General features: G+C 46.5%; 21 protein-coding genes. 9 read left to right on the forward strand and 12 right to left on the reverse strand.

The genetic code is table 11. The features are described from left to right. Positions 1–3: 3 nt before the first annotated feature. From GVO63_RS03555 to GVO63_RS03570, 4 genes are all read left to right on the forward strand, one after another. Entirely contained in the window at positions 4–675 is a 672-nt protein-coding gene (locus GVO63_RS03555) for a TenA family transcriptional regulator (RefSeq protein WP_159578143.1), read from the forward strand. Between the two features lie 65 nt (positions 676–740). Further along, positions 741–1,586 carry an SDR family oxidoreductase gene (locus GVO63_RS03560; RefSeq protein ID WP_159578144.1) on the forward strand — a complete coding sequence of 282 codons (846 nt, stop codon included), beginning with the start codon at positions 741–743 and terminating at the stop codon, positions 1,584–1,586. Positions 1,587–1,601: 15 nt separating this feature from the next. After that, complete coding sequence (locus GVO63_RS03565) at positions 1,602–2,303, forward strand: tetratricopeptide repeat protein (protein ID WP_159578145.1); 702 nt, start codon at positions 1,602–1,604, stop codon at positions 2,301–2,303. Positions 2,304–2,482: 179 nt separating this feature from the next. Next, on the forward strand, positions 2,483–3,649 hold the full coding sequence (locus GVO63_RS03570; RefSeq protein WP_159490436.1) for a hydroxymethylglutaryl-CoA reductase: 1,167 nt from the start codon (positions 2,483–2,485) through the stop codon (positions 3,647–3,649). A 95-nt stretch (positions 3,650–3,744) separates the two neighbouring features. Here the strand turns inward: GVO63_RS03570 and GVO63_RS03575 are convergent, their stop codons facing one another. The 12 genes from GVO63_RS03575 to djlA all read right to left on the reverse strand — a co-directional run bounded on the left by GVO63_RS03575 (position 3,745) and on the right by djlA (position 16,537). Beyond that, positions 3,745–4,113, reverse strand: a complete 369-nt coding sequence (locus tag GVO63_RS03575) for a YbaN family protein (RefSeq protein WP_159490507.1) — start codon at positions 4,111–4,113, stop codon at positions 3,745–3,747. Positions 4,114–4,401: 288 nt separating this feature from the next. Next, positions 4,402–5,352, reverse strand: coding sequence for a nucleoside triphosphate pyrophosphohydrolase (gene mazG / locus GVO63_RS03580; RefSeq protein ID WP_159578146.1), 951 nt, complete (start codon positions 5,350–5,352; stop codon positions 4,402–4,404). Then, complete coding sequence (gene relA / locus GVO63_RS03585; protein WP_159578147.1) at positions 5,330–7,513, reverse strand: GTP diphosphokinase; 2,184 nt, start codon at positions 7,511–7,513, stop codon at positions 5,330–5,332. The genes mazG and relA overlap by 23 nt, the downstream gene beginning before the upstream one ends. 12 nt (positions 7,514–7,525) lie before the next feature. Further along, on the reverse strand, positions 7,526–8,968 hold the full coding sequence (gene rlmD / locus GVO63_RS03590; protein WP_159578148.1) for a 23S rRNA (uracil(1939)-C(5))-methyltransferase RlmD: 1,443 nt from the start codon (positions 8,966–8,968) through the stop codon (positions 7,526–7,528). A 158-nt stretch (positions 8,969–9,126) separates the two neighbouring features. Then, positions 9,127–9,507 (reverse strand): holo-ACP synthase, encoded by a 381-nt coding sequence (acpS, locus tag GVO63_RS03595; protein WP_159578149.1) that lies wholly within the window; start codon positions 9,505–9,507, stop codon positions 9,127–9,129. A gap of 27 nt (positions 9,508–9,534) precedes the next feature. Next, positions 9,535–10,272, reverse strand: coding sequence for a pyridoxine 5'-phosphate synthase (gene pdxJ, locus GVO63_RS03600; RefSeq protein WP_159578150.1), 738 nt, complete (start codon positions 10,270–10,272; stop codon positions 9,535–9,537). A 239-nt stretch (positions 10,273–10,511) separates the two neighbouring features. Further along, entirely contained in the window at positions 10,512–11,225 is a 714-nt protein-coding gene (gene recO, locus GVO63_RS03605; protein WP_159490424.1) for a DNA repair protein RecO, read from the reverse strand. A gap of 64 nt (positions 11,226–11,289) precedes the next feature. Then, complete coding sequence (locus tag GVO63_RS03610) at positions 11,290–11,571, reverse strand: hypothetical protein (protein WP_159578151.1); 282 nt, start codon at positions 11,569–11,571, stop codon at positions 11,290–11,292. 65 nt (positions 11,572–11,636) lie between these two features. After that, positions 11,637–13,358 (reverse strand): single-stranded-DNA-specific exonuclease RecJ, encoded by a 1,722-nt coding sequence (gene recJ, locus GVO63_RS03615; RefSeq protein ID WP_159578152.1) that lies wholly within the window; start codon positions 13,356–13,358, stop codon positions 11,637–11,639. Positions 13,359–13,636: 278 nt separating this feature from the next. Beyond that, the gene (gene dsbC / locus GVO63_RS03620) at positions 13,637–14,359 is read right to left on the reverse strand and encodes a bifunctional protein-disulfide isomerase/oxidoreductase DsbC (RefSeq protein ID WP_159578153.1); all 723 of its coding nucleotides are present in this window, start codon (positions 14,357–14,359) and stop codon (positions 13,637–13,639) included. A gap of 381 nt (positions 14,360–14,740) precedes the next feature. Beyond that, positions 14,741–15,667, reverse strand: coding sequence for a site-specific tyrosine recombinase XerD (gene xerD / locus GVO63_RS03625; protein ID WP_159490418.1), 927 nt, complete (start codon positions 15,665–15,667; stop codon positions 14,741–14,743). Beyond that, positions 15,668–16,537, reverse strand: coding sequence for a co-chaperone DjlA (gene djlA / locus GVO63_RS03630; protein WP_159578154.1), 870 nt, complete (start codon positions 16,535–16,537; stop codon positions 15,668–15,670). A gap of 534 nt (positions 16,538–17,071) precedes the next feature. On the opposite strand from djlA, the gene GVO63_RS03635 reads away from it, so the two are divergent. The 5 genes from GVO63_RS03635 to apaG are packed head-to-tail and all read left to right on the forward strand — an operon-like array spanning position 17,072 to position 22,874. Then, positions 17,072–19,324, forward strand: coding sequence for an LPS-assembly protein LptD (locus tag GVO63_RS03635; protein WP_159578155.1), 2,253 nt, complete (start codon positions 17,072–17,074; stop codon positions 19,322–19,324). A gap of 59 nt (positions 19,325–19,383) precedes the next feature. Beyond that, positions 19,384–20,667, forward strand: coding sequence for a peptidylprolyl isomerase SurA (surA, locus tag GVO63_RS03640; RefSeq protein ID WP_159490412.1), 1,284 nt, complete (start codon positions 19,384–19,386; stop codon positions 20,665–20,667). Positions 20,668–20,680: 13 nt separating this feature from the next. Beyond that, a complete protein-coding gene (gene pdxA, locus GVO63_RS03645; RefSeq protein ID WP_159490410.1) occupies positions 20,681–21,667 on the forward strand; it encodes a 4-hydroxythreonine-4-phosphate dehydrogenase PdxA in 987 nt (328 codons plus the stop codon). Further along, positions 21,664–22,491: a 16S rRNA (adenine(1518)-N(6)/adenine(1519)-N(6))-dimethyltransferase RsmA gene (rsmA, locus tag GVO63_RS03650; protein ID WP_159578156.1), complete on the forward strand. Its 828-nt coding sequence runs from the start codon at positions 21,664–21,666 to the stop codon at positions 22,489–22,491. Before pdxA ends, rsmA begins: the two co-directional genes overlap by 4 nt. Before the next feature lie 8 nt (positions 22,492–22,499). Further along, on the forward strand, positions 22,500–22,874 hold the full coding sequence (apaG, locus tag GVO63_RS03655; protein WP_159490406.1) for a Co2+/Mg2+ efflux protein ApaG: 375 nt from the start codon (positions 22,500–22,502) through the stop codon (positions 22,872–22,874). Position 22,875 lies beyond the last annotated feature (1 nt).

Genomic DNA, 22,875 nt, shown 5'->3' on the forward strand with positions numbered 1-22,875 from the left:
TTTATGAATTTCTATCAGCAACTTCAAAGCAACACCGAACATGCCAGACAGTCATTCTTACAGGCGCCGATTATACAACGCTGCTTTAACGGTGATTTTAGCCTAAACGACTATATTGCCTTTCTTCAACAGGCTTATCATCACGTTAAGTTTACTGTTCCCCTGCTTATGGCTACAGGTGCCAAACTCAACGAAGATAAGGAATGGCTAAGAGAAGCAATTGGTGAATACATTGAAGAAGAAATGGGTCACCAAGAGTGGATCCTTAACGACCTTGCAGCCTGTGGCGTTGATAAAGAACAGGCAAGGAAAAGTCAGCCTGCACCCGCCACCGAATTAATGGTTGCCTATGCTTTTGATGCAATAGCGCGCAAAAGCCCACTCTATTTTTTTGGCATGGTATTCGTTTTAGAGGGCACAAGTATTGCGCTTGCCGACGCGGCTGCAAAACAAATCAAAGACAAGTTATCACTGCCTAAATCAGCGTTTAAATACCTTACCTCTCACGGTGCGCTAGACCAAGAGCACATTGTTTTCTTTGAAGGGCTTATGAACAAAATTACTGACCCCAAAGAGCAGCAAATGATCATTCACAGCGCGAACATGTTTTATCGCTTATACGGAGATATCTTTCGCGAATTAACACCCGAACACGGTTTGGAACAGGTTGCTTGAATTCAAGGGTTTACCTCTGGTGCTTATCCCCCGAGGTAAACTGCTAACACGTTAAGGTAAATACAATGAATATTCAGTGGCGTAATCAAGTGGTACTTCTTACAGGTGCAACTGGCGGTATTGGTCAAGCAATAGCCAAGGCGCTTGATGAAAAAGGCGCGCACATTATCCTAACTGGCAGAAGTAAGGCAAAGCTCGAACAGCTGCAACAAAATTTAACCCTTCATCATACCGCCGTTGTGGCTGACATTACGTCAGATGAAGGCAGAGATAGAGTAGTAAGTGCCTGCCAACGACTTCCTTTAAGTATTCTGGTTAACAATGCTGGCATTACCTATGTGGGCGAGTTTGGGGGCACTCCTATCGAGTCAATTGTGTCGACAAATATGCTGGCTCCGATGCTACTAACCCAACGCCTACTGCCGTTACTCGAACGTAGACCGTCTGCGCACGTCGTGAATGTAGGCTCTGCTTTTGGAAGCATAGGTTTTGCTGCGCACGGAACCTACTGCGCAACTAAATTCGCTTTGAAAGGCTGGACGGAAGCGATGCACAGAGAATTCAGCGATAGCAAAATTAAATTTCACTATCTAGCGCCACGCGCAACGCGTACCGACATAAATGACGAACGCGCTAATGCGCTAAATGAGGCATTGGGCAACCAGACAGACGAGCCTGATGCAGTAGCACAAGCATTCATTAAACAGTTAGAAAACAATTTGCCAAGGGTCGCGCTCGGACGTGCTGAACGCTTTTTTGCCAAGCTTAACGCGCTAGTTCCCAGTGTTGTTGACAATGCGTTGGCAAAGAAACTTCCAACAATTAAACGCTATGCCTTTCAAAAAACGCAATCACAAGACAAACAGACCAGCGCTCAAAACGATACCCGTCTGGGTAACAAGCTGGTTTAACACGAGGACATTATTATGAAGAAATTAACCACGCTTAGCACCACGGTAATTCTAGGACTCGGTCTGGCATTAAGTCACACTGCTATGGCTCAAGCTAACGAAGTCACAGAAAGTACAGCGCCGACATCAGCCTTAAGCGAAACGGCTACCAGCCCTTTAAAGACACTTCAGCATCAGTGGGCACATATTAACTATGAACTTGATGACGCAGAAAAGGAAAAAGCATTCGTCGCCCTTATTAATACCGCTAAATCTTTCGTAAAGGCAGAACCCAATAACCCTGAGTTATTGATTTGGCAAGGCATAATTCAATCCAGTACAGCCGGTTCCAAGGGCGGCCTTGGTGCTCTGGACTACGCAAAGGATGCTCGTAAGAGTTTTGAACAAGCAATGCGATTGGACGAAAACGCCCTTTCTGGTTCAGCCATGACCAGTTTGGGCGTTTTGTATCATAAGCTGCCTGGTTGGCCCATCAGCTTCGGTAATGACAAAAAAGCAGAAAAGCTGCTAAAGCATGCGCTTGAAATAAACCCTGACGGAATAGATCCCAACTATTTCTACGCGGAGTATTTATTCGATAACGGTAAATATGACGAAGCACTGAAATTCGCTAAGAAAGCGCAGAATGCCCCCGCCCGCAGCGATCGACCTATTGCTGACTTAGGTCGCAAAAGGGAAGTCGCTTTACTGGAAGCGAAAATAGCACGTAAAAGCTAACGCGCTTTACAAGACAAGATAAGGAAGACTGGGTGTGCAGCTTCTTCCTTATCGTTACTGCGATGTATACGCCCTCCCGCATTATTTAAAATAGATTCAGGTTATTGGTATGTATAAATTGTATACACTTCTCATCTACCGCTAGCCCTCCTATTATGGAAGAAAAAAGGAGTGGCCTAATGCCAAAAATTCCACGTTCCTCAGACAACGACTACACCCATGATATGAGTCAGTCGCGCCGCGACTTTATAGCACGTGAAACTGGCGTTTCGCTAAACCACTTAGGGCACTACTCCATACCGCCAGACTCTCTGTCGGGCAATATTGAAAATTTTACCGGTGTCGCACAAGTCCCCATTGGATTTGCCGGCCCCATGTTAGTCAACGGAGAGCATGCCAAGGGGGAATTTTACGTTCCCATGGCAACCACAGAAGGCACCTTGACCGCCAGTTACAGCAGGGGCATGCGCCTAACAAGAGAGGCTGGCGGTATAACCACCACGGTTATTGACGACGCCATGCAGCGCGCCCCCATGTTCGCTTTTACCAATGCAAGAGAGGCCTTGGCATTCGGGAAGTGGGTCGAGCAAAATTTCGATGCAATTAAACAAGCCTGTGATAGCACCACCAGCGTTGGAAAGCTCAGAGATATTGAGCAGTATGCTGCCTCTAAGCTGCGCTGGCTTAGATTTAACTTCACCTGCGGCGATGCAGCGGGCCAAAATATGGTTAGCAAAGCAACGAAAGCAGGCTGCGAGTGGATTCAGGCGAATTATTCAGCCCCAATTGACCATTTTGTGCTTGCAGCAAACCTTGATACCGATAAAAAGCACTCTCACTTAAATTCTTTGCGCACACGCGGTAAACGTGTGGTGGCAGAAGTTACCCTGCCTAAGCGGCTAATGACAGACATTATGCATTGCCCGCCAGAAGCCCTGTTTAAGCAGCGCCAATATTCAAATATGGGCGCATTTATGGCTGGAAGCGTGAATAATGGTGCCCATTTTGCCAACGGTATAACGGCAATGTTTATTGCTTGCGGACAAGATGTTGCCAATGTCGCTGAATCGTCAGCTGGTTTTACCTACGCCGAGATTACGCCAAATGGCGACTATTATTTCTCGGTGACCATTCCTTCACTCATTGTTGCCACCTATGGCGGAGGGACGGGGTTAGCCACCCAGAATGAGTGTCTACGTGTACTTGGCTGCACAGAAAAAGGGAGCGTAAATAAGTTTGCTGAAATTGTCGCTGCCACGGTTTTATCAGGCGACCTTTCCCTTAGCTCTGCCGTTGTGGCCGATGAATGGGTAAGCAGTCATGAACGATTAGGAAGAAATCGATAAACCTGATTTAAAAAGGGGGTGGATTCAAACCTTACGCTTTTGCTAAATGAAAGAAAGCCCAGCAAAGATGAAGCCCCTATGCCTGACCAAATTAGCTAGATAACCGGAGCGTTTGGGCGTGTAACCACAAAGTACGCACCTATTCCCATAAATAGGCCAATACCGATGTAAGCGGGAATAGGCATGGATGCTAACAGACACACTAAAATAAAACTTAAAAGCATACTGCAACAGGCAATGCATTTAACTTTTTTCGATATCGCGCCATGCTTGCGCCATGCAACAAGGCTGGGGCCGTATTTGGGATGCTGTATGAGCCAGTTCTCAAGACGTGGCGAGGATTTCGTAAAACAGAAAAGTGCACCTATCAAAAAGACCGTGGTTGGCATGACGGGCAAAAATGCGCCAATTATTCCTAAAAGCGTTAAGACCAATCCCAGCGATAAAAACAGCACATTTTTCATAAAATAATCACGCCCAATTTTATCCAACTCCTTGATAGGTGTTATGACTCAACACCAACTAAACACCTCTCCAACGTGTTTTTTATACCAAGATTTAAGACAGAATGGATCTGAACAGACTTGTCGTAAATCAAACCTACCTTTTAACCATACGCCAAAATGACAAAGTTTCCATCTACATAGGTCTAATTTAGTAGGCTTAACCCAAGTTCTTAAAGCATTGCATCAATGCTTCACGTGTTATCCGGTACACGAAATAACTGGTGAGTTATTGGCGGGACGGGCGAATCACTTAGCACTAGACGACTGTTTAACCTGCTGCCACATCGCTTCCATTTCATCAAGGGTCAATGCCTCGAGCTTCTGGCCCTGCTCAGTCGCCAAGCGTTCTACACCCTTAAAGCGGTGAGCAAACTTGTTACTGGCATTACGAAGCGCAGTATCAGCATCTACTTTACAATGCCTGGCTAAATTCACCATGGCGAAAAGGGCATCGCCAATTTCTTCTTCGATAGCCTGCTGATTGTCGGGCAAATCATCATTTGAAGGCGCTTCATCAGCTCCCACAGCCTTGAGAGCGCGCTGCTTGAAATTCAGCTCTTGCTGAATTTCTTCCACTTCCTCAAGCACTTTGTCGATAACAGGTGCCGAGTCAGGCCAATCAAAACCCACCTTTGCACAGGCTTTCTGCAGTTTTTGCGCATACATGAGTGCCGGCATACCTTTGGGTACACTATCTAGAATACTGGTTTCTGCGGCTTCGTCGTGTTGCTCTAAGCGCTGCTGTTTACGCTGTTTTTCTTGGGCTTTGATGGCTTCCCACTGCGCGTTTAAAGCACTGTCGTTCAATTGGGTACGTTCGACCGTAACGTTTTCATTTGTATCGCCAGCGCCTTCAGATGCAAGCGGATTAGCAAACACATGGGGGTGACGACGCACCAGCTTATCGCTAATGCTTTGCGCCACATCGTCAAAAGAAAAAGCGCTAGATTCACTGGCTATCTGCGCGTAGAACACCACTTGAAACAGCAAATCACCCAACTCGTCTTTGATGTCGTGCATATCACCAGTGGCAATAGCATCAGCCACTTCATAGGCCTCTTCTATGGTATAGCGAGTTAGGCTATCCATAGTTTGTTTCACATCCCACGGACATCCAGATTGCGGGTCGCGCAGCTGCGCCATGATGTCAAGCAGCCGCTGCATTTCACTAAGCCTAGCTTTGTTTGCGTTTTGCATCGGTCACGCCTTTGAGCTGTCGCAATCGGGTCAACACTTTTGACACCGTATCGAGGTCTTGAACCTCTATCGATATAGTAATGAGCGCCGTTTGCCTGTTTTTATCACTTAGGCTGTTCACGCCCAAAAGCGGTACGTTTTCATTCGCCAATACCGTAGTGATATCCCGTAAAAGGCCCGTTCTATCGTGACAGAATATATCGATAGCTGTTTCGAACCCTACTTTGAGCTCTTCTGACCAATTCACTTCTATCTGACGCTCAGGATGCTGAGATAACAAGTGCTGAAGCTGATCGCAATTTTCTTTATGAACGCTTACACCGCGGCCTTGCGTGATATACCCTAAAATAGCTTCGCCCGGCACCGGTTTACAGCAGTTCGCCAGCTGGCTCATTAGATGCCCCACACCTTGTACAACCACCGCATCTTTTTTACCTGAGCCTGCCGCTGTTTTACGCGTTTTGACCTTAGGGCTAATTTCCGGCTCTGGCGCAGGCGGTTCTTGCAAATGATGAATAAAGTTGATCACCTGCATAACGCGCACATCACCAGCACCTACCGCAGTGTACAAGTCATCAAGGGTTTGTAAGTTAAACTTCTCATACGCTTCATTAGGTACTTTGGCGGGCAAGTGAGCGCGCTGGAGTTCGCGCTCTAAAAGCTCTTTACCGGCCGCTAGGTTTTTGTCTCTGTCTTGCTTTTTGAAGAAAGAGTGAATCGTGGCGCGAGCCCGCGAAGAATGGACATAGCCAAGGCCAGGATGCATCCAATCGCGGCTTGGGTTAGGCTCTTTTCCGGTGAGTACTTCTATCTGGTCACCACTTTGCAGTAAATACGTAAACGGTACTATGCGCCCATTCACTTTAGCGCCGATACAGCGGTGACCCACATTACTGTGAATGTAATAGGCAAAATCAAGCGGTGTGGCACCTTGAGGAAGGTCAATAACATCCCCTTTCGGAGTAAACACGTAGACTCTATCGTCGAACACCTGGCTACGCAGCTCTTCAACTATATCACCAGATTCAGCCACTTCTTCTTGCCACGCAAGTATGCGCCGAAGCCAGTTTATGCGCTCGTCATAGCCCGACTGTTTGCCCGTGCTGCCTTCCTTATATTTCCAGTGTGCCGCCACGCCGAGTTCGGCATCCTGATGCATCTTTTGTGTGCGGATCTGAATCTCAACCGACTTCCCTTCAGGCCCCACAATAACCGTGTGAATAGACTGGTAACCGTTAGGTTTAGGGGTCGCGATGTAATCGTCGAACTCGTTTGGCAAGTGCTTGTAGCTGGCGTGAACCGTACCGAGCGCGGCGTAGCAGTCTTGTAATCGCTCCGCGATAATTCGCACCGCGCGTATATCAAAAAGCTGCTCAAACGTGAGGCGTTTTTTCTGCATTTTTTTCCAAATGCTGAAAATATGCTTGGGGCGCCCATAAACGTCAGCGCGAATGTGCTCACTATCAAGTAAGCCTTGCAGATCGTTCACGATAGTCTCAATGTACTCGGCGCGCTCTCGGCGCTTGCCATCAAGCTGTTGTGCTATTTGCTTATAGGTAATAGGGTGTAAATAGCGAAACGCGAGGTCTTCAAGTTCCCATTTTAATTGACCAATGCCCAAGCGATTTGCCAATGGCGCATAGATACTGGCGCACTCACGAGCCACCATAACCCGTGTTTCTTCATCGGCTTTCTTAACCTGTTGTAATGCACAAATACGCTCGGCCATTTTAATAACAACGGCGCGCACGTCTTCTACCATTGCAAGCAGCATCCGGCGTATGCTGTCTATGTGCTGTTCATCTGACTTCTGAGCGAAACCAGAGCCACTGACTTTACGCGCATGTAAGGATTTAATCGCATCCATTCGACGCACGCCAATAACAAGGTCGCGAATTTCACTGCCAAATTCTTCATAAATATCGTTTTCACTTAAAGCGTGCTGTTCGCAATAAGGAAAAACGAGAGCAGCCTGAAGCGTTGCGTCATCCATATTCAGTTGACACAAAATCTCTACCATTTCCTGACCAACCAAAAGTCGCTCTGGAATGGACGACACTGCACTTAGCTTGTCTTTTGTTTCTGCATTTAGGTCAAGACTGTCTAACCACGCTTCGAAGGGTGGGCGGTCGGCTTCGTGGACCTTTCTTGTCGATACCATATCCTTTACTCGTTACTGCTGCTTGCGCACAAACAAGGCCATCATCTCCATGTGATGAGTGAACGGAAACATCTCTGCTATGCCCGCCTTTTCCATTTCATAACCTCCATCAATGAGCACTTTCGCATCTCTTGAAAACGTACTTGGATTGCAAGAAACATACACTATCGTTTTTGGCAGTGCTTTTACAAGCGCATGACAAACTGTCAATGCCCCTTCTCTTGAAGGGTCAAGCAATATCTTATCAAAGCCTTGCTGTAAAGAGGCCTCGACGTTAGCTTTATCGGCCAAGTCTAGATGCAGCCATTCAACGTTATCAATGCCCTGTTGCTGTGCATTTTCTTGCGCGCGACGCACCATCTCAGCCACGCCCTCAACCGCTTGAACCTGCGCTCCTGATTTAGCGATAGGTAATGTAAAGTTACCCAGCCCACTAAACCAATCGGCAATACGCTCATTGGCGCGAGGATCTAGCCAGCGTAATGCTTGGTTGATCATTTTTTCGTTAACGACTTTATTAATTTGAATAAAGTCGTTAGCACTAGGCGATATTGAACAGCCTTCTACGGTGTGCATAACCATAGCACTGCCATAGTCCACACTGCGAATTTGGCCTTGTTTATTCTCAAGCTTCAACTCAATACCACACGCTTTTGCAAGTGCGCCTACCGTATCAATAAGCTCAGATTCAAGGGCTTTGGTGTGTTTAATAACAAGATGTGAGGTATTATCAGCGGCAATCAGACTAATATGCCCAATATGACGGGCTGACTCGAACCCGGTAAGCGTATCTCGCAAAGGGCCGATAATGTGAGATAGCGGGTCGACCAATATTGGGCATGTCTCTACATTAACCACTCTACTGCTATTAGCCTCACGAAATCCTAACTTTATGTGATCAGGGTCACGCGCGTCGATGGCAAGTCGAGCTTTCCTGCGATATTGAGGACGAGGCCCAACAAGAGGCGCTTGCCAAACATTGGGCTTCATGGCCAGTTGACGTTCCATCATTACTTTGAGCGCGTTGTCTCGTTGCTCTAGGGCAGTATCAGGGTTTATGTGCTGTAGCTGACACCCTCCACATTCATTAAACACGGGGCAAAACGGTGCTTGTCTTTCGTCGCTCGCGGAGTGGATGTATGTCGCTTTAGCGTTAATGACTTTCTTTTTGCTAGATAACACCTCTATATCGCAGGTTTCCCCCACAAGCGCGCCTTCAACAAACACCATAGGATTACCGCGCACCACGCCATGTCCCATCCAATCTAAATCTTCGATGGTAACCGTACTAGATTTTTGGCTTTCACCATTGTCTGATGTTTTTTTGCTTTTCCCAAAACGCAGCCCGGCAACCTGTGCGTTAGCACCAGCATTCCCTTTTATTCGAGCACTGCGCTGAGTATGAGACGTTTTGCCTTTTTGTTTAGTACGAGATTGTTTAAAAAGGTTTGCCAAGTGTGACTCCGGTTCCCTGCTTATCGTGGTTCGATGTGGGTAGAAATTCCTATATCCGCAATCAGAGCAATACCCAAGCCTTCTCAAAGGGGGGCCCATCTGCCTATTGCGAGTGTGTATATTCTTATTTAATTCGCGAGAAAGACCACGATGTTCGTCTACGTAGATTCCAGTATAACGGTGGCAACGGCATAATGCTGCTCATCGGAAATACTTACCACGCTTCGTGTTATGCCACGGGCCTGACACATCATGGCAAACTCACCCGAAAAATGGAGCTCTGGCGCACCTAAGTCGTTATTGCGTACTTCTATATGCTGCCAACTTATCCCGTTTCCTATCCCGGTACCAAGGGCTTTTACCGCCGCCTCCTTGGCGGCAAAACGCTTGGCTAAAAAGCGTATGGGCATAGTGTGTTCGCTGAACTGCTGCCATTCGGCAGGCGTGAGTATTCGCTTTGCCAAGCGTTCATTCGCACCATGCCCTTTCCCAAGACGGGCAATCTCTACAATGTCAGTTCCTAGCCCCGCAATCGCCACGTGACATACACCCTTTTGAATCTAATGTTAAATACCCGCGCGTGCTTCGAGCATAAGCTTACGCATATCAGCGACAGCGGTATGAAGCCCATCAAAGGCAGCGCGTGCAATAATAGCATGACCAATGTTAAGTTCTATTAGCTGAGGTATAGCCGCAATAGGCTTAACGTTGTGATAGTGAAGGCCGTGGCCTGCATTCACTTTAAGCCCCAAGCTATCGGCATACTCTATACCTTCAACTAAGCGCGCTAGCTCTTTGTGCTGCTCTTCTTCGCTGGTAGCTTCTGCGTACTGGCCGGTATGAATTTCGATATAAGGGGCATTACATGCCACTGCCGCATCTATCTGCGCTTTGTCCGCATCAATGAACAACGACACCAAAATGTTCGCATTAGCGAGCCGTTCACAGGCCGCTTTGATGTTGTCAAAATTGCCAGCCACATCAAGACCACCTTCGGTGGTCAGCTCTTCACGCTTTTCCGGTACTAGGCAGCAAAAAACAGGCTTCACTTCTTCTGCAATAGTCAGCATTTCTTCAGTCACCGCCATCTCCAGATTGAGTCTGGTATTAATGGTTTGCGCTAGAATGCGTACATCGCGGTCTTTAATGTGTCGGCGATCTTCACGCAAATGAACCGTTATGCCGTCTGCCCCCGCGCGCTCAGCGATATCCGCTGCGTGCACTGGGTCTGGGTAATGGGTACCGCGCGCATTGCGAAGCGTTGCGATATGGTCGATGTTAACGCCTAATAAAATCGTGCTCATTTCATCACCTAGCCTGTAAGAGCGAAAGAAAAGGCTTGCTCTTCATGTTAAATACGTTGCTTAAAGGGCGTAATACCCTCGTTAGGAAAAACGCAATTGTAGCAAACTTTTTTATGGAGCGTGCTGTTTAAGCGATTGAGTTAAGAGAAAATAATTTAAAGCAGTTAGCGTTAGTAATGCTTATTGCTAAACCGCTTAGCGCTGTCAATTATGTGGTGCAGGATAGATGATCAAAAGCGTTAACGTGATTTAGGCATAAAGAGTTCACGGCTTTTAAGTGGCTTATCACCGATCAGCGGTTTAAGTAAGTCTCGACAAAGCACCTTAGCCACCTTTTTGCTCAGCGGAGTAAACTCGCCTTGCGACAAACTAAGCAGGGCTTGTCCGGGAAAACCTCGCATGCCGCGGGGACCCGCCATATCATCGGGCAGTCGAACAAAGCCCGCGTCAATCTGAAAATGATAGCTACCGGTGCCTTCAATGGGCATCTCGTATTCTACATCTGTAGTAAAGTCGGGCAACAACCCCATTTCATCAAGCAGTGCGAATTCGAACTGACGTAAGGTCACTTCTATGTCGCTCTCATCACGAAGAGATATCAGCGCATTTTCATAGGCGTGGTGAACACCATCGCTGGCAAGCCCAGCCGGCATAACGCGATTGGTTAGCTCGTTAACATACATGGCGCAAAATAACGCCGTGCCCGTGAGGTTGATGGACGGGGAGACACTTTCTACGTGACGTAAACTTTTTAACTCTGACTTTCCACTTAACTGAAGGCGAAGATGTTGGAAAGGCTGGAGCAGACTTTTTTTGTCTGATTTACTGTTTTTTACGCCTTTTGCCACCGCGCTAACGCGCCCTTCTTCAAGGGTGAAAAAGTCAACAATATAGCTGGTCTCCCTGTAAGGGCGTCTATGCAGCACATAGGCATTTAACCACTCGTTATTCATTGTTGTTCACTTATATATTTATCACTATATTGATGGCGGCTTAAAGGCTGTAGCTATGTGGATGCTAGCTGCGCTTAATTCTTACCACTTTCATGGTTTCAAACTCAATGCCCGCGACATCTTCGACGTAGCGATAATAGGTCACGTTCACTCGCGCACCTTTTAAACTTTGATATTGCTGCTTACGCCGATAGATAAAGGGCACATCAATACCTTCCAGCATAATAGTGTGGCGTATCCAGTCGCTGTCTTTCTCTTCTCGCTGAACGTGGGAGATGACTTTAACATTGTCGGTTTGATTAAGCTGACTATGCTTTTCCACCAGCTTTTGTCTTTCGCTTTTCACCCTCGCCCCCTTATTTATTTGCTTTTTATCTTACTCGCTTTTTTCCGCATGCGAGCTTGTCTGTGCTAACGCGCTTCTATCTGCTCAACAATAAGCTGCACCGTCTCTTGCCCTCTAAACACATTAATATCTAGTCGATAGGCAATATGTACACGCTTGACCATGGCATTGGGCCATGTTTGTAAATCAACGTTGAACGCAATGGCATCGACTTCATTGGCGCCGTCGCTCTTTAACACCATTTTAAGATGTTTTTGACCAACTAAGCGCTGGTCAAGCAAAGAAAATTCGCCATCAAATAACGGAGACTCAAAGCCCTGGCCAAACGGACCAGCCTGTCGCAGTAAATGCGCAAAGGGCAAGCTCAGTTCCTCTGACGAAAGGTCACCATCGGAAAGCAGCGCATGGTTGCCATCGAGCTTTTCCATATGGGTTCGCGCCACATCAACAAAAGCACGTTCAAAGTCTTTAAGCTTAGCGACAGGCAGGCTTAATCCAGCGGCCATGGCGTGCCCGCCAAATTTCTCGATAACCCCTGGATAACGAGTATTAACTTCGTCAAGCACATCGCGAATATGGACACCGGGAATAGAGCGCGCAGAGCCTTTAATAATGGCATCGTCTTGGTGGGCAAACGCGATAACGGGCTTTAGATACTTCTCTTTGAGCCGTCCTGCCACAATTCCAATAACACCTTGGTGGAAGTCTTCACGGTACACCACCAGTGCGCTAGGCATATCTCCTTCATCCAGCGCCATCTGCTCTAGCACAGTTTCCGCTTGCGCTTTCATGCCAGTTTCAATTTCGCGGCGTTCTTTATTGAGGGCGTCGAGCTCCGCAGCAATCATTCGCGCTTGAATAGTTTCATCTTCTAGTAAACAAGCAATGCCTTGCGACATGTCATCTAATCGGCCTGCAGCATTAAGCCTTGGCCCTACCACAAAGCCTAGGTCCGTTGAGGTAAGGTGAGCGCAATCGCGATTGGCCACTTCAACTAGAGCTTTAATTCCAGGTCGGCATTTACCTGCCCGAATACGCTGAAGACCTTGATGAACCAAAATTCGGTTATTTTTATCCAGAACGACAACATCGGCCACAGTACCAACAGCAACAATATCAAGCAGCGAGGCTAAGTTTGGTGGCGCAATACCTACCCTCTCGAAATACCCTTGCTGTTGCAACTCAGCTTTAAGCGCAAGCATGATATAGAAGGCAACGCCTACCCCGGCTAAATTTTTGGAAGGAAAGTCACAGCCAGGTTGGTTAGGGTTAACTATCGCATCGGCAGGCGGCAGTGCATGTCCTGGCAAATGGTGATCGGTAACAACAACTTGCATTCCCAAGGATTTTGCGTGGGTCACACCGTCAACACAGGATATGCCGTTATCTACCGTTACAATAATCTCTGCCCCCTGTTTAGCAGCCTCATCAACGATAGGTACGCTGAGACCATACCCAAAGTCGAATCGGTTAGGTACAAGAAAATCAACGTTGTAATAACCCATAGCACGTAGGGCCAATATACATACTGATGTACTGGTTGCCCCGTCGGCATCAAAATCACCCACGATGATGATGCGTCTATTGTGCGTAACAGCATTGGCAAGAATACTGGCGGCCTGCGGCATCCCTTTCAATACATTGAAGTGGGTTAGCCCTTTAAGGCTATTTTCCAGATCATCTATATTCGCAATATTGCGACCGCGATAAATTCTATCGATAACAGGGTGTAATTCGGAACTTAACGAGGCGCCGGAAACCTCGCGGCGAACAATAGGCAAAATCATGAGATACCACTAAACCAATACTGTAACTGCAGCTGTCGATGTCAATCTACACGGGGCTAATCTACACAGGGCCAATTTAAACTGACCTAGGTTCAATAGGCCCAAGCTTACTGCACGAATTTAAATCTGCCGCTCTTTGTGAGTATGTAGCGTACAAACTGCAAAGTGAAACTATACGAAAAAACGTAAAAAAATAGCGAGACGAATCATACCGCAGAAAACAAAAAAACGCACAGAACGTGCGTTTTTTCATATAAATAACGATAACGTCTCAATCACTACTCTATGTCTTCTAATGCCTTTGCAAGAAGTGCTGCTGGCTGGTAACCCGGAATAAGTGAGCCGTCTGGCAAAACAATATTTGGCGTGCCGTTCACCCCGAGCTTTTGACCCAACATATACTGCTCGGCCACTTTATTTTTGCAGCTTGCGCTGGCCACATCACTACCCGCTTTGGCCTTTGTCAACGCTTTTTGTGGGTCTTTCGCACACCATACCGACACCATATCTTCATAGTTCTGGCTATTTAAACCAGAACGCGGAAACGCAAGATAATGCACGGTAATGCCCGCATTATTAAGCTCATCAATTTCGTTATGGAACTTGCGGCAGTACCCGCATGTAATGTCGGTGAAAACGCTTATTTCATGCTTTTCGTTTTTGGCTTTAAATGTAATTGACGACGATGCCATCGAAGCTACGCCTTCTTTGCGCATACCAGAGAGCGCCAGTTCAGTTTCGTTACGCATTTCTTCATCAATATTAAACACACGGGCCTGAAGTAAATATTGCCCGTTCTCACTGACGTAAAAGAGACCCCGGTTCGTCGATACCTGAACCAATCCAGACACTGGGGAGTCGGCAATGGTTTCAACATCTAACCCCAGCATTGATGTCAATTTGTCGCGGATAGCGGCTTCATCAGCAGCCTGCGCGCTCATGCCCAACAGTGAACCTGCCGCTAATACGCTGGCTAACACTACTTTTTTTACTGCTTTCACTCGATACTCTCCATTGTGCCATCTTAGCGCGTTGTGCTTTTTGGCCTAGAATGCAGCTGCTCACATCTATGCCCCATGGCTTATGGCAACCGCTAAAAATTTTACACTTATCATTTCAGACCGCGAAACGTAGCAAAAAATTGCATATCGAACGCAAGTTTTCCACTTCCCTCGCCTCATTTAACGTCGAAATAATAGCACGCTGTTTTAGCTCTTCTGTGTTAAGTGAGTATTACAGCACTATTTATCGTCGTTTTCTTTCAGTGTAATGAAACTCAGGTATCCTATCACAGACCTTTTCGTTAAATACATGTCAGCGCTGAGTCTCATCGTATGCAAGGCCCATTTTATAGCATTCTTCTTTAACTGGCTTTTTGGTAATTAGCCTCGAGGATGATGACTGTGGATTAGCGTTTGCAGGCGCTCTGTCGCGACATGGGTATAAATCTGCGTCGTTGATAAATCGCTGTGACCCAAGAGCATTTGTACTACACGCAAATCCGCACCATGATTTAGAAGGTGTGTAGCGAAAGCATGGCGCAGTGTATGGGGTGATAAATGCTGTTCAATGCCCGCTTTAACCGCATAGTACTTAATGCGATGCCAAAACGTTTGGCGCGTCATTTTCTGTCCACGCTTACTTAAAAAGACCACATCGGATGTTTTACTGGCAAGAATAGGTCGCGCGGTTTTGATGTAGGTAAGCAGCCACTCTATAGCCTCTTCACCTAGCGGTACTAAACGCTCTTTATTACCTTTACCTACCACTCTTACCACACCTTGTTGAAGGCTAATTTGGTCCATCGTCAACCCGATGAGCTCGCTGACACGCAGACCTGTTGCATATAACACTTCAAGCATGCTTTTATCTCGACACTCAATGGGATCGTCGGTTAAAGGCGCATTAAGTAAATCTTCAACTTGCTGCTCGCTTAGCGAAGAAGGTAAAGCTTTTGGCGTTTTGGGGTTAGACAGCGCGGAAACCGGGCTGTCTACACGAACTTGCTTACTGATTAGAAAAACAAAAAAGGCTCGAATGGCACTGAGCGCCCGTTGTGTACTGCGAGTAGAAAGTCCTTTGTCATGACGATAAGCTAAGTAATCTTGAAGCTGTTCGGTGGTAAGCACCGCAATGTCTTTAACGCCTACATTATTGCTAAAAATGGCAAGCTTCGTGAGGTCAGTCCGATAGCTTTGCTGGGTATGCTCTGATAACCCTTTTTCAAGCCACAGCATTTCAATAAACCCATCAATGTGCGCTTGGCTCGCCGCCGGCACATAGGTTAGCTGACGTTCCTTTTTCGTCATTTAAAATCCACGCTTTTGCTTAATCAACTCATAAGCTGACTGAATATCTTGTGCTTTTTTCTTAGCAATTTCCATGGCTTGCTCAGGTAAGCCTTTAGACACTAACTTATCTGGGTGATGTTCGGCCATGCGCTTTCTATATGCGCGTTTAATCGTTTTCTCATCGTCAGACGACGACACACCTAATATTTGATAAGCATCATCTACACTTTGCTGCTCTGAATACGTTGATTGCTGCCCACTTGCCCCCTGTTGACGGCGACCTGTACCTCCGTGAGTGCGCTGACCACCCCGTTGTCTAAAGCGAATTTCAGCTTCATACATTGAAATGAGATAGTCCAAATCCCGGCGCCTAAATCCAAGGGGTTTAGCGACCTTTTCAAGTACATTGTACTCTTCTTGAGAAAGCTGGCCGTCGGCAAATGCAGCTTGAATCAGTATTTCCAAAAAAACCTGGAGAATATCTCTTCTTCCATGGCTGGCGTCGTAAAAGCCTTTTAACGTTTCAACTAAAGGAAAATCTCGTGCTTTCCCTTCTCTAAACGCATCTTGCGCTTCCCGTCGCGCGTCACCGGTCAAGCGCATCTCATCCATCAGCGCCGTCGCGATTTGGATTTCACGGTCTGTCACTTTGCCATCAGATTTAGCAAGATGACCGAGCGCGCTAAACAAACTGTGAAAGAAAATAGCTTGCTGTTTAAGACTATTTGGATCAGTAAAAAAGCGTCCAAACCCACCTAGTTGATTGAAGTCTTGTCGGTAGGCTTTATCAAAAAAGTGTCCAATAATCAGCCCGAATATAGCGCCAGCGATATGTTTGAAAAACATAAAGCCGAACAAAGCGCCAAGGATTTTTCCCCACATTGACATCGCGTCATACTCCGTTAGTGCACGAACCGAAAAAGAAAAGCATTTATGCCTGAACACACCGTGCACAGCGTGAAAAGGACTGCATCATATCAAATTCACAAGTTAGTTAACCAGCGCATGGGAAGTTTATACCCATCCGCATAGATCATTTTAAATCTCGCTGAGGGGGTAATTATCTATGCGGACTGGTATTACTCTACATTTCTCTATCTCAGGCCAATTAGGTTAAATGATTGCGCTTATTTCGCCACTGCAAAACCTAGGGAAGCACAGATATTTGCTTCGTTCTTTGAGATTATAAACGTATAAAAGTGCATTTTTTTGTTTGAATGGTTGGTAATTGTGCCAGAAGTGCTTAGAATTGGGCGCTTAAATAAAAAGTAATCGCAAGTGATAACCACGTTCATCTAAGCTCTGGTTGATACTGGAATCTATCACTGGTTTTTTAAAACGTTATGTCGAACTAACCAAGACGCACATCGTCTTACTTGGGTTTAAAAGCAACATACAACAAAACAGGCCACCCATTAACGCATGAAAAACACCTGCGCCATGCTTGTTTCCGCGACTCTCTTGCCTACTGTCGCGTTTGCACAGGAAACGACAGCTCCAAATACTAAACCCTTATCAGATGCCGCTCCAATGGCGTTTTGCACTGTAGAGCCCGTTACCTTTAACAGTAAGGCGTTAATGCCTAAAGGCCATGTAAAAGTAGAAGCTAACCGCACAGAGATTATTCGAGATACCGTAGCCTTGTTTTCTGGAAATGTAGATATCACTTCAGATACTGCGGTGATCAGCGCCTCGCAAGCCCAAGTGAATGGCAGTGGTCGCGACCTCATTGCAAAAGGCGACGTAACTTATCAAGACGCGCAGCTGAAGGTGGAAAGCGATGCGGTAACCCTTCGCTCCGAAGAAGAACGTTTAGAAATGCAAAATACCCGCTACCAACTGACGGGCTTTGTAGGGCAAGGCGCAGCCAAAGACATCGTGTTAGACACCGATTCAGGTATTATGCTTAAAGAAGTGAGCTTTACTACCTGTCCAGAGGGTGAAGAAGATTGGCTGATACGCGCCAGCGAGATAAGCTTAGAGAAAGGCACCGTATGGGGACAGGCCAAGCATACTCGCTTCTATATTGCAGACGTACCTGTGTTTTACTTACCCTATTTTGCTTTCCCAGTAAGTAATGAGAGGCAAACTGGCCTGTTATTTCCTGAACTAACCAGTTCGAGCAGAACGGGGGTTGACTACACCCAACCTTTTTATTGGAATATTGCCCCAAATTACGACATGACGATATCGCCGCGTTTAATGTCACTGCGCGGCCTGCAGCTAAACACCGAGTTTCGTTATTTAACCGAACGTAGTGAAGGTAAAGCTTACGTAGAATATTTACCGGGTGATTCTGACATTGAAGGCAACCCCGACCGCTATTTCTATCGTTTAGAACATCAAGGCTTGATCGCTGACAATTGGTTACTCAACATAGATTTTAATGGTTTGAGTGATGACAACTACCTCGTGGATTTGGGCTCAGATTATTACAGCCGCGCAGACACACACCTCTATCGTAGCGTTGGGCTGAGTTATTACTCACCAAATTTATCTGTCAACATGCAGATAAAAGACTTCGAGGTATTGGGTAATACTCAAGACAGCTATCGCGCCGTGCCAGAAATAAAAGTGAATTACAGTAAGTCGCTGGGCGAGTATTTTGAATTTGATTTAGACTCTGAAGTCGCGCATTTTGACAATACGTTAGAGACTGCGCCAACTGCTACTCGTTTTCATATTGCTCCTACACTCGCCATACCTCTGCGCGCAGCTTGGGGCGAACTTGTGGCTGAAACCACGCTATTTCAAACGGTGTACAAGCAAGACAATGTAGAAGGCACTAACTTAAAAGAGGATGTCGAGCGCACCCTTGGTCAAGCACGTCTTTACGGCGCGCTGTATTTTGAGAGAGATACATCGTGGTTCAGCGACGACATGTCAATGACGTTGGAACCGAAAGTTCAGTATTTATATACATCTTATCAAGACCAAACTGCCATTGGTTTTTACGACTCTACCCCCCTATTAACCGATGTTGAAGGGTTGTTTCGGGGCCAAGAATTCACCGGGCTTGACAGAATTAGTGACAACAATCAAATAACCCTTGGCGCAACCACACGCATGCTTGATAAAAACAATCGGGAACAATTCGTTCTTAGTGTGGGTCAGATATTCTACCTTGAAGATAACAAAGTCATTGCAGCAACCAAAAACCAAGATCGTTCTGCACTTGCCGCCGAAGTGGACTGGCGTTTTAACAACAACTGGTTCTTCCATTCTGATGTGCAAGTAACGACTGACACCGACAAAGTTGATTTAAGCAGCGTGGGTATTGAATACCGTAAAGATGATGCGCGCTTTGTTCAATTAAGCCACCGTTATGTTCGCGATCTCAGTGGTGAGACAATCGACCAAATTGGAATTTCGGCAAGCTGGCCTATTTCTGAAAATTGGCAGTGGGTCGGGCGTACGTATCGAGACCTTGAGCGCCATCGAAGTGTTGAAACCTATGCGGGTATTCAGTACGAGTCATGCTGTTGGGCAATACGACTTGTTGCTCAGCGTAGCTTAAATAATCGTTACAATGACGCGGGCCAGCAGACTACAGACGACTTTGACTCTGGCGTATCGCTACAATTTATTTTCAAAGGCATTGGTTCGTCGGGAACCCGGCGAAACATGCTACAAGACGGTATGTTTGGCTATCGTCAGCCTTATAGTTTAAATTAACCCGCAGTTGAGCGCGTTACTGCGCTTAAATGCAATTAACCAATAATAAAAGAGTGTGTATGAAGTTCATTATCCGTGCATTGATGTTAGGTGCCCTACTCTCGTTTAACAGTGTTGCGCAAGAGGTTATACTTGACCGTGTTGCTGTCATTGTTGACCAAGGCGTTGTTCTTGAAAGCGAAATTGACGCCCTTGTCCAAGAAGTTAAACGCAACGCAGAAGCCAATGATCAACAACTTCCTTCAGACAGAGCGCTACGTACACAGGCTATTGAGCGTTTGATCACGAAGAGCCTCCAGCTTCAAATGGCGGAGAGAATGGGGATTCGTATCAGCGACCCTCAGCTTGAACAGACCATTGGTAATATCGCGGCTAACCAAAATGCGACCATTGAACAACTTCGCGCCCAATTAGCGGCTGAAGGCATTGCCTACGATGATTACCGCGAAGACATTCGAGAAGAAATTATTATGGGTGAAGTTCGCCGTGCTAACGTACGTCGACGTGTTTATATTACCCCACAGGAAATTGATACGCTGATTGACTTGATGGAGCAACAGGGTGCAACACAGGCGGAATACCGTTTAGGTCATATTCTTATCGGGTTTCCACCTGAACCAACAGATGAAGACATCCAAGCAGCACGTGAGCGCGCTGATAAAGTGATATCCTTGTTAGACTCTGGTTCTGATTTTGCTAAAATTGCTATTGCTTCATCGTCGGGCAACGAAGCGCTGGAAGGTGGCGATATGGGCTGGCTTAACATTAATGCGATGCCAACCCTGTTTGCCGAAGCCATTCAAGATAAAGATAAAGATGCACTTGTAGGCCCAATTCGAAGCGGCGCTGGCTTCCATATTTTGAAAGTACTTGATACTCGCGGAATTGAAAAAGTAACAGTTGAAGAAGTAAATTCTCGTCATATTCTTATTAAACCATCTATTATTCTTAGTGAAGATAAAGCAAAAGCAATGCTTTCTCGCTTTAAAGAAGAAGTGAAAAACGGTGAGTCTGACTTCGCCGAATTGGCAAAAGAATATTCGGAAGATCCTGGCTCAGCGCTGCGCGGTGGTGAGTTAGGCTGGTCAGATCCTGAGAACTACACACCCGCGTTTAAAGAAGCATTAGCTCAACTAGAGCCGGGAGAGTTTAGCGACCCTGTTCGCTCAACGTTCGGCTGGCACTTGATTCAGCTTATCGACCGCCGTATGGATGACGCCACCGATAAGCGTAAAGAAGACAAAGCCTACCAGCTTATCTTCAACCGTAAATTTTCAGAGGAAACCGAAAACTGGTTACGTGAGATGCGCGATGCTGCTTACGTAGAAGTTGTCGACTCGTAACAATAAGTTATTCATGACTACACCAATAAAAATAGCAATAACGCCGGGAGAACCGGCCGGTATCGGGCCAGATTTAATCATTAAACTGGCCCAAGAAACATGGCAAGCGCAGCTTGTCGTGTTCGCTGATGGCGATATGCTTAAGGCAAGAGCAAGCGCGTTGGGCTTGCCTCTTACGCTTATCGATTACGACGCCAATAACCCGCACATTCAGCCTGCGGGTTCCTTGTACATAAAACAAATCGATAAATCAGTGGAAGTTGTACCAGGCACGCTGGACAGCGAGAACGGTTTGTACGTGGTAGAAACCCTGCGTCAAGCGTGTCAGGCAAATATGGATGGCGATTTTGACGCGGTCGTTACCGGTCCCGTTCACAAAGGTATCATTAATAAGGCAGGCGTATCGTTTAGCGGCCATACAGAGTTCTTTGCCTATCAATCGAATACCATTGATGTTGTGATGCTACTTGCTACTGAAGGGTTAAATGTAGCGCTCGCCACTACGCATATTCCTCTAGAGTACGTGGCAAAAGCCATAACTCGAGATCGTCTTTATAAAGTCATCCATATCATTAATACTGACTTAAAGCTTAAATTTGGCATCAAAGAACCCCACATTTACGTATGCGGACTGAATCCTCATGCTGGAGAAGATGGCCATATCGGCACTGAGGAAATACATACCATTATTCCAGCGCTCGATGAGCTTAGAGAAGAGGGGCTACGTATAACGGGGCCTTTACCCGCTGATACCATCTTTCAACCAAAATACCTAGAACATGCCGACGTGGTGCTTGCTATGTATCATGACCAAGGCCTGCCCGTGCTGAAATACAAAGGGTTTGGCGCGTCTGTGAACATCACGCTAGGATTACCTTTCATTCGCACTTCGGTCGACCACGGTACTGCCTTAGATTTAGCAGCTACGGGCGAAGCCGACGCTGGCAGTTTTAGAAAAGCATTGGAAAAAGCCATTGAGCTTGCATATCATCAACAATGAGTAAAACACATTTAGGCCATACGGCCAGAAAGCGATTTGGACAGAACTTCTTACACGATGAATACGTGATAGGAAAAATTGTCGCTGCAATCGCACCAAAAAACGAACAAAACCTAGTAGAAATAGGGCCTGGTTTAGGCGCGCTCACGGACCCCGTGTGTGAAGAAGTCGACGCGCTCACGGTAATTGAGTTGGATCGTGATTTAGCCAAGCGTTTACGCCATCATCCATTCAACGGTGATAAACTCACGGTTATTGAACAAGATGCGATGACGATGGACTTTGGCGCTCTGGCAAAAGAAATGCCAGTGAAAGACAAAAAACTTCGCGTGTTTGGCAACCTGCCGTACAACATTTCAACGCCGCTAATGTTCCACCTCTTTGACCACGCTCATTGCATTGAAGACATGCACTTTATGCTACAAAAAGAGGTAGTTAATCGTTTGGCGGCAGGGCCTGGCTCGAAAAATTACGGCAGGCTTTCAGTGATGGCTCAATTCTATTGTCACGTTATTCCAGTGCTGAACGTGCCGCCTGGCGCCTTCAATCCACCACCAAAAGTCGACTCGGCAGTAGTGAAGCTAGTGCCACACCAGGCACCACCTGTTGACGTCGACTCTGTGAACACGCTTGAACGTGTTTGTGCGCAGGCCTTCAACCAACGTCGAAAAACCATCCGTAATTCACTTAAAGATTGTTTAAGTGAAGATGAAATTCGTGAACTCGGTCTCGACCCCACGTGTCGCGCTGAAGTTCTATCACTCAACGATTTTGCAACACTGGCAAATGCAGTGACGGCAAAAGAGAGTCAACAAGAGCAATAATCCCATTCATGGATGTACTTGATATTAAGGTGCGGGTAAAAACCCGCCACCTCCCAGAACACCTTCCCTCAGACTCAAAGCAGTTTGCTTTTGCCTATCATATTACTATTGAAAACAATAGCGACAAAACGGTACAACTCATTAACCGCTATTGGAAAATAACTGACGCAAATGGCAAGACGTCGGAGGTGCAAGGCGCTGGCGTTGTGGGTAAACAACCTATCATGAAAGCGGGTGAGCGATTTGAATACACCAGCGGCGCAGTCATTGACACCCCCGTGGGGAATATGGAAGGCTATTACGAGATGGAATTGGAAGACGGTGAACGTTTTCGGGTGCCTATCGATATATTTCGCTTAGCCGTTCCCAGCATTCTTCATTAAG

Source organism: Alteromonas sp. KUL106, from assembly GCF_009811415.1.
Lineage (GTDB): Bacteria > Pseudomonadota > Gammaproteobacteria > Enterobacterales > Alteromonadaceae > Alteromonas.

Bases quoted from the DNA above. Each gene is read 5' to 3' on its own strand.
- mazG (WP_159578146.1), bottom strand. From the start codon at position 5,352: ATGCAAAACGCAAACAAAGCTAGGCTTAGTGAAATGCAGCGGCTGCTT.
- recJ (WP_159578152.1), bottom strand. From the start codon at position 13,358: ATGATTTTGCCTATTGTTCGCCGCGAGGTTTCCGGCGCCTCGTTAAGT.
- GVO63_RS03565 (WP_159578145.1), top strand. From the start codon at position 1,602: ATGAAGAAATTAACCACGCTTAGCACCACGGTAATTCTAGGACTCGGT.
- apaG (WP_159490406.1), top strand. From the start codon at position 22,500: ATGGATGTACTTGATATTAAGGTGCGGGTAAAAACCCGCCACCTCCCA.
- GVO63_RS03575 (WP_159490507.1), bottom strand. From the start codon at position 4,113: ATGAAAAATGTGCTGTTTTTATCGCTGGGATTGGTCTTAACGCTTTTA.
- recO (WP_159490424.1), bottom strand. From the start codon at position 11,225: ATGAATAACGAGTGGTTAAATGCCTATGTGCTGCATAGACGCCCTTAC.
- djlA (WP_159578154.1), bottom strand. From the start codon at position 16,537: ATGTCAATGTGGGGAAAAATCCTTGGCGCTTTGTTCGGCTTTATGTTT.
- GVO63_RS03570 (WP_159490436.1), top strand. From the start codon at position 2,483: ATGCCAAAAATTCCACGTTCCTCAGACAACGACTACACCCATGATATG.
- xerD (WP_159490418.1), bottom strand. From the start codon at position 15,667: ATGACGAAAAAGGAACGTCAGCTAACCTATGTGCCGGCGGCGAGCCAA.
- surA (WP_159490412.1), top strand. From the start codon at position 19,384: ATGAAGTTCATTATCCGTGCATTGATGTTAGGTGCCCTACTCTCGTTT.
- GVO63_RS03635 (WP_159578155.1), top strand. From the start codon at position 17,072: ATGAAAAACACCTGCGCCATGCTTGTTTCCGCGACTCTCTTGCCTACT.
- pdxJ (WP_159578150.1), bottom strand. From the start codon at position 10,272: ATGAGCACGATTTTATTAGGCGTTAACATCGACCATATCGCAACGCTT.
- pdxA (WP_159490410.1), top strand. From the start codon at position 20,681: ATGACTACACCAATAAAAATAGCAATAACGCCGGGAGAACCGGCCGGT.
- GVO63_RS03560 (WP_159578144.1), top strand. From the start codon at position 741: ATGAATATTCAGTGGCGTAATCAAGTGGTACTTCTTACAGGTGCAACT.
- relA (WP_159578147.1), bottom strand. From the start codon at position 7,513: ATGGTATCGACAAGAAAGGTCCACGAAGCCGACCGCCCACCCTTCGAA.
- rsmA (WP_159578156.1), top strand. From the start codon at position 21,664: ATGAGTAAAACACATTTAGGCCATACGGCCAGAAAGCGATTTGGACAG.
- GVO63_RS03555 (WP_159578143.1), top strand. From the start codon at position 4: ATGAATTTCTATCAGCAACTTCAAAGCAACACCGAACATGCCAGACAG.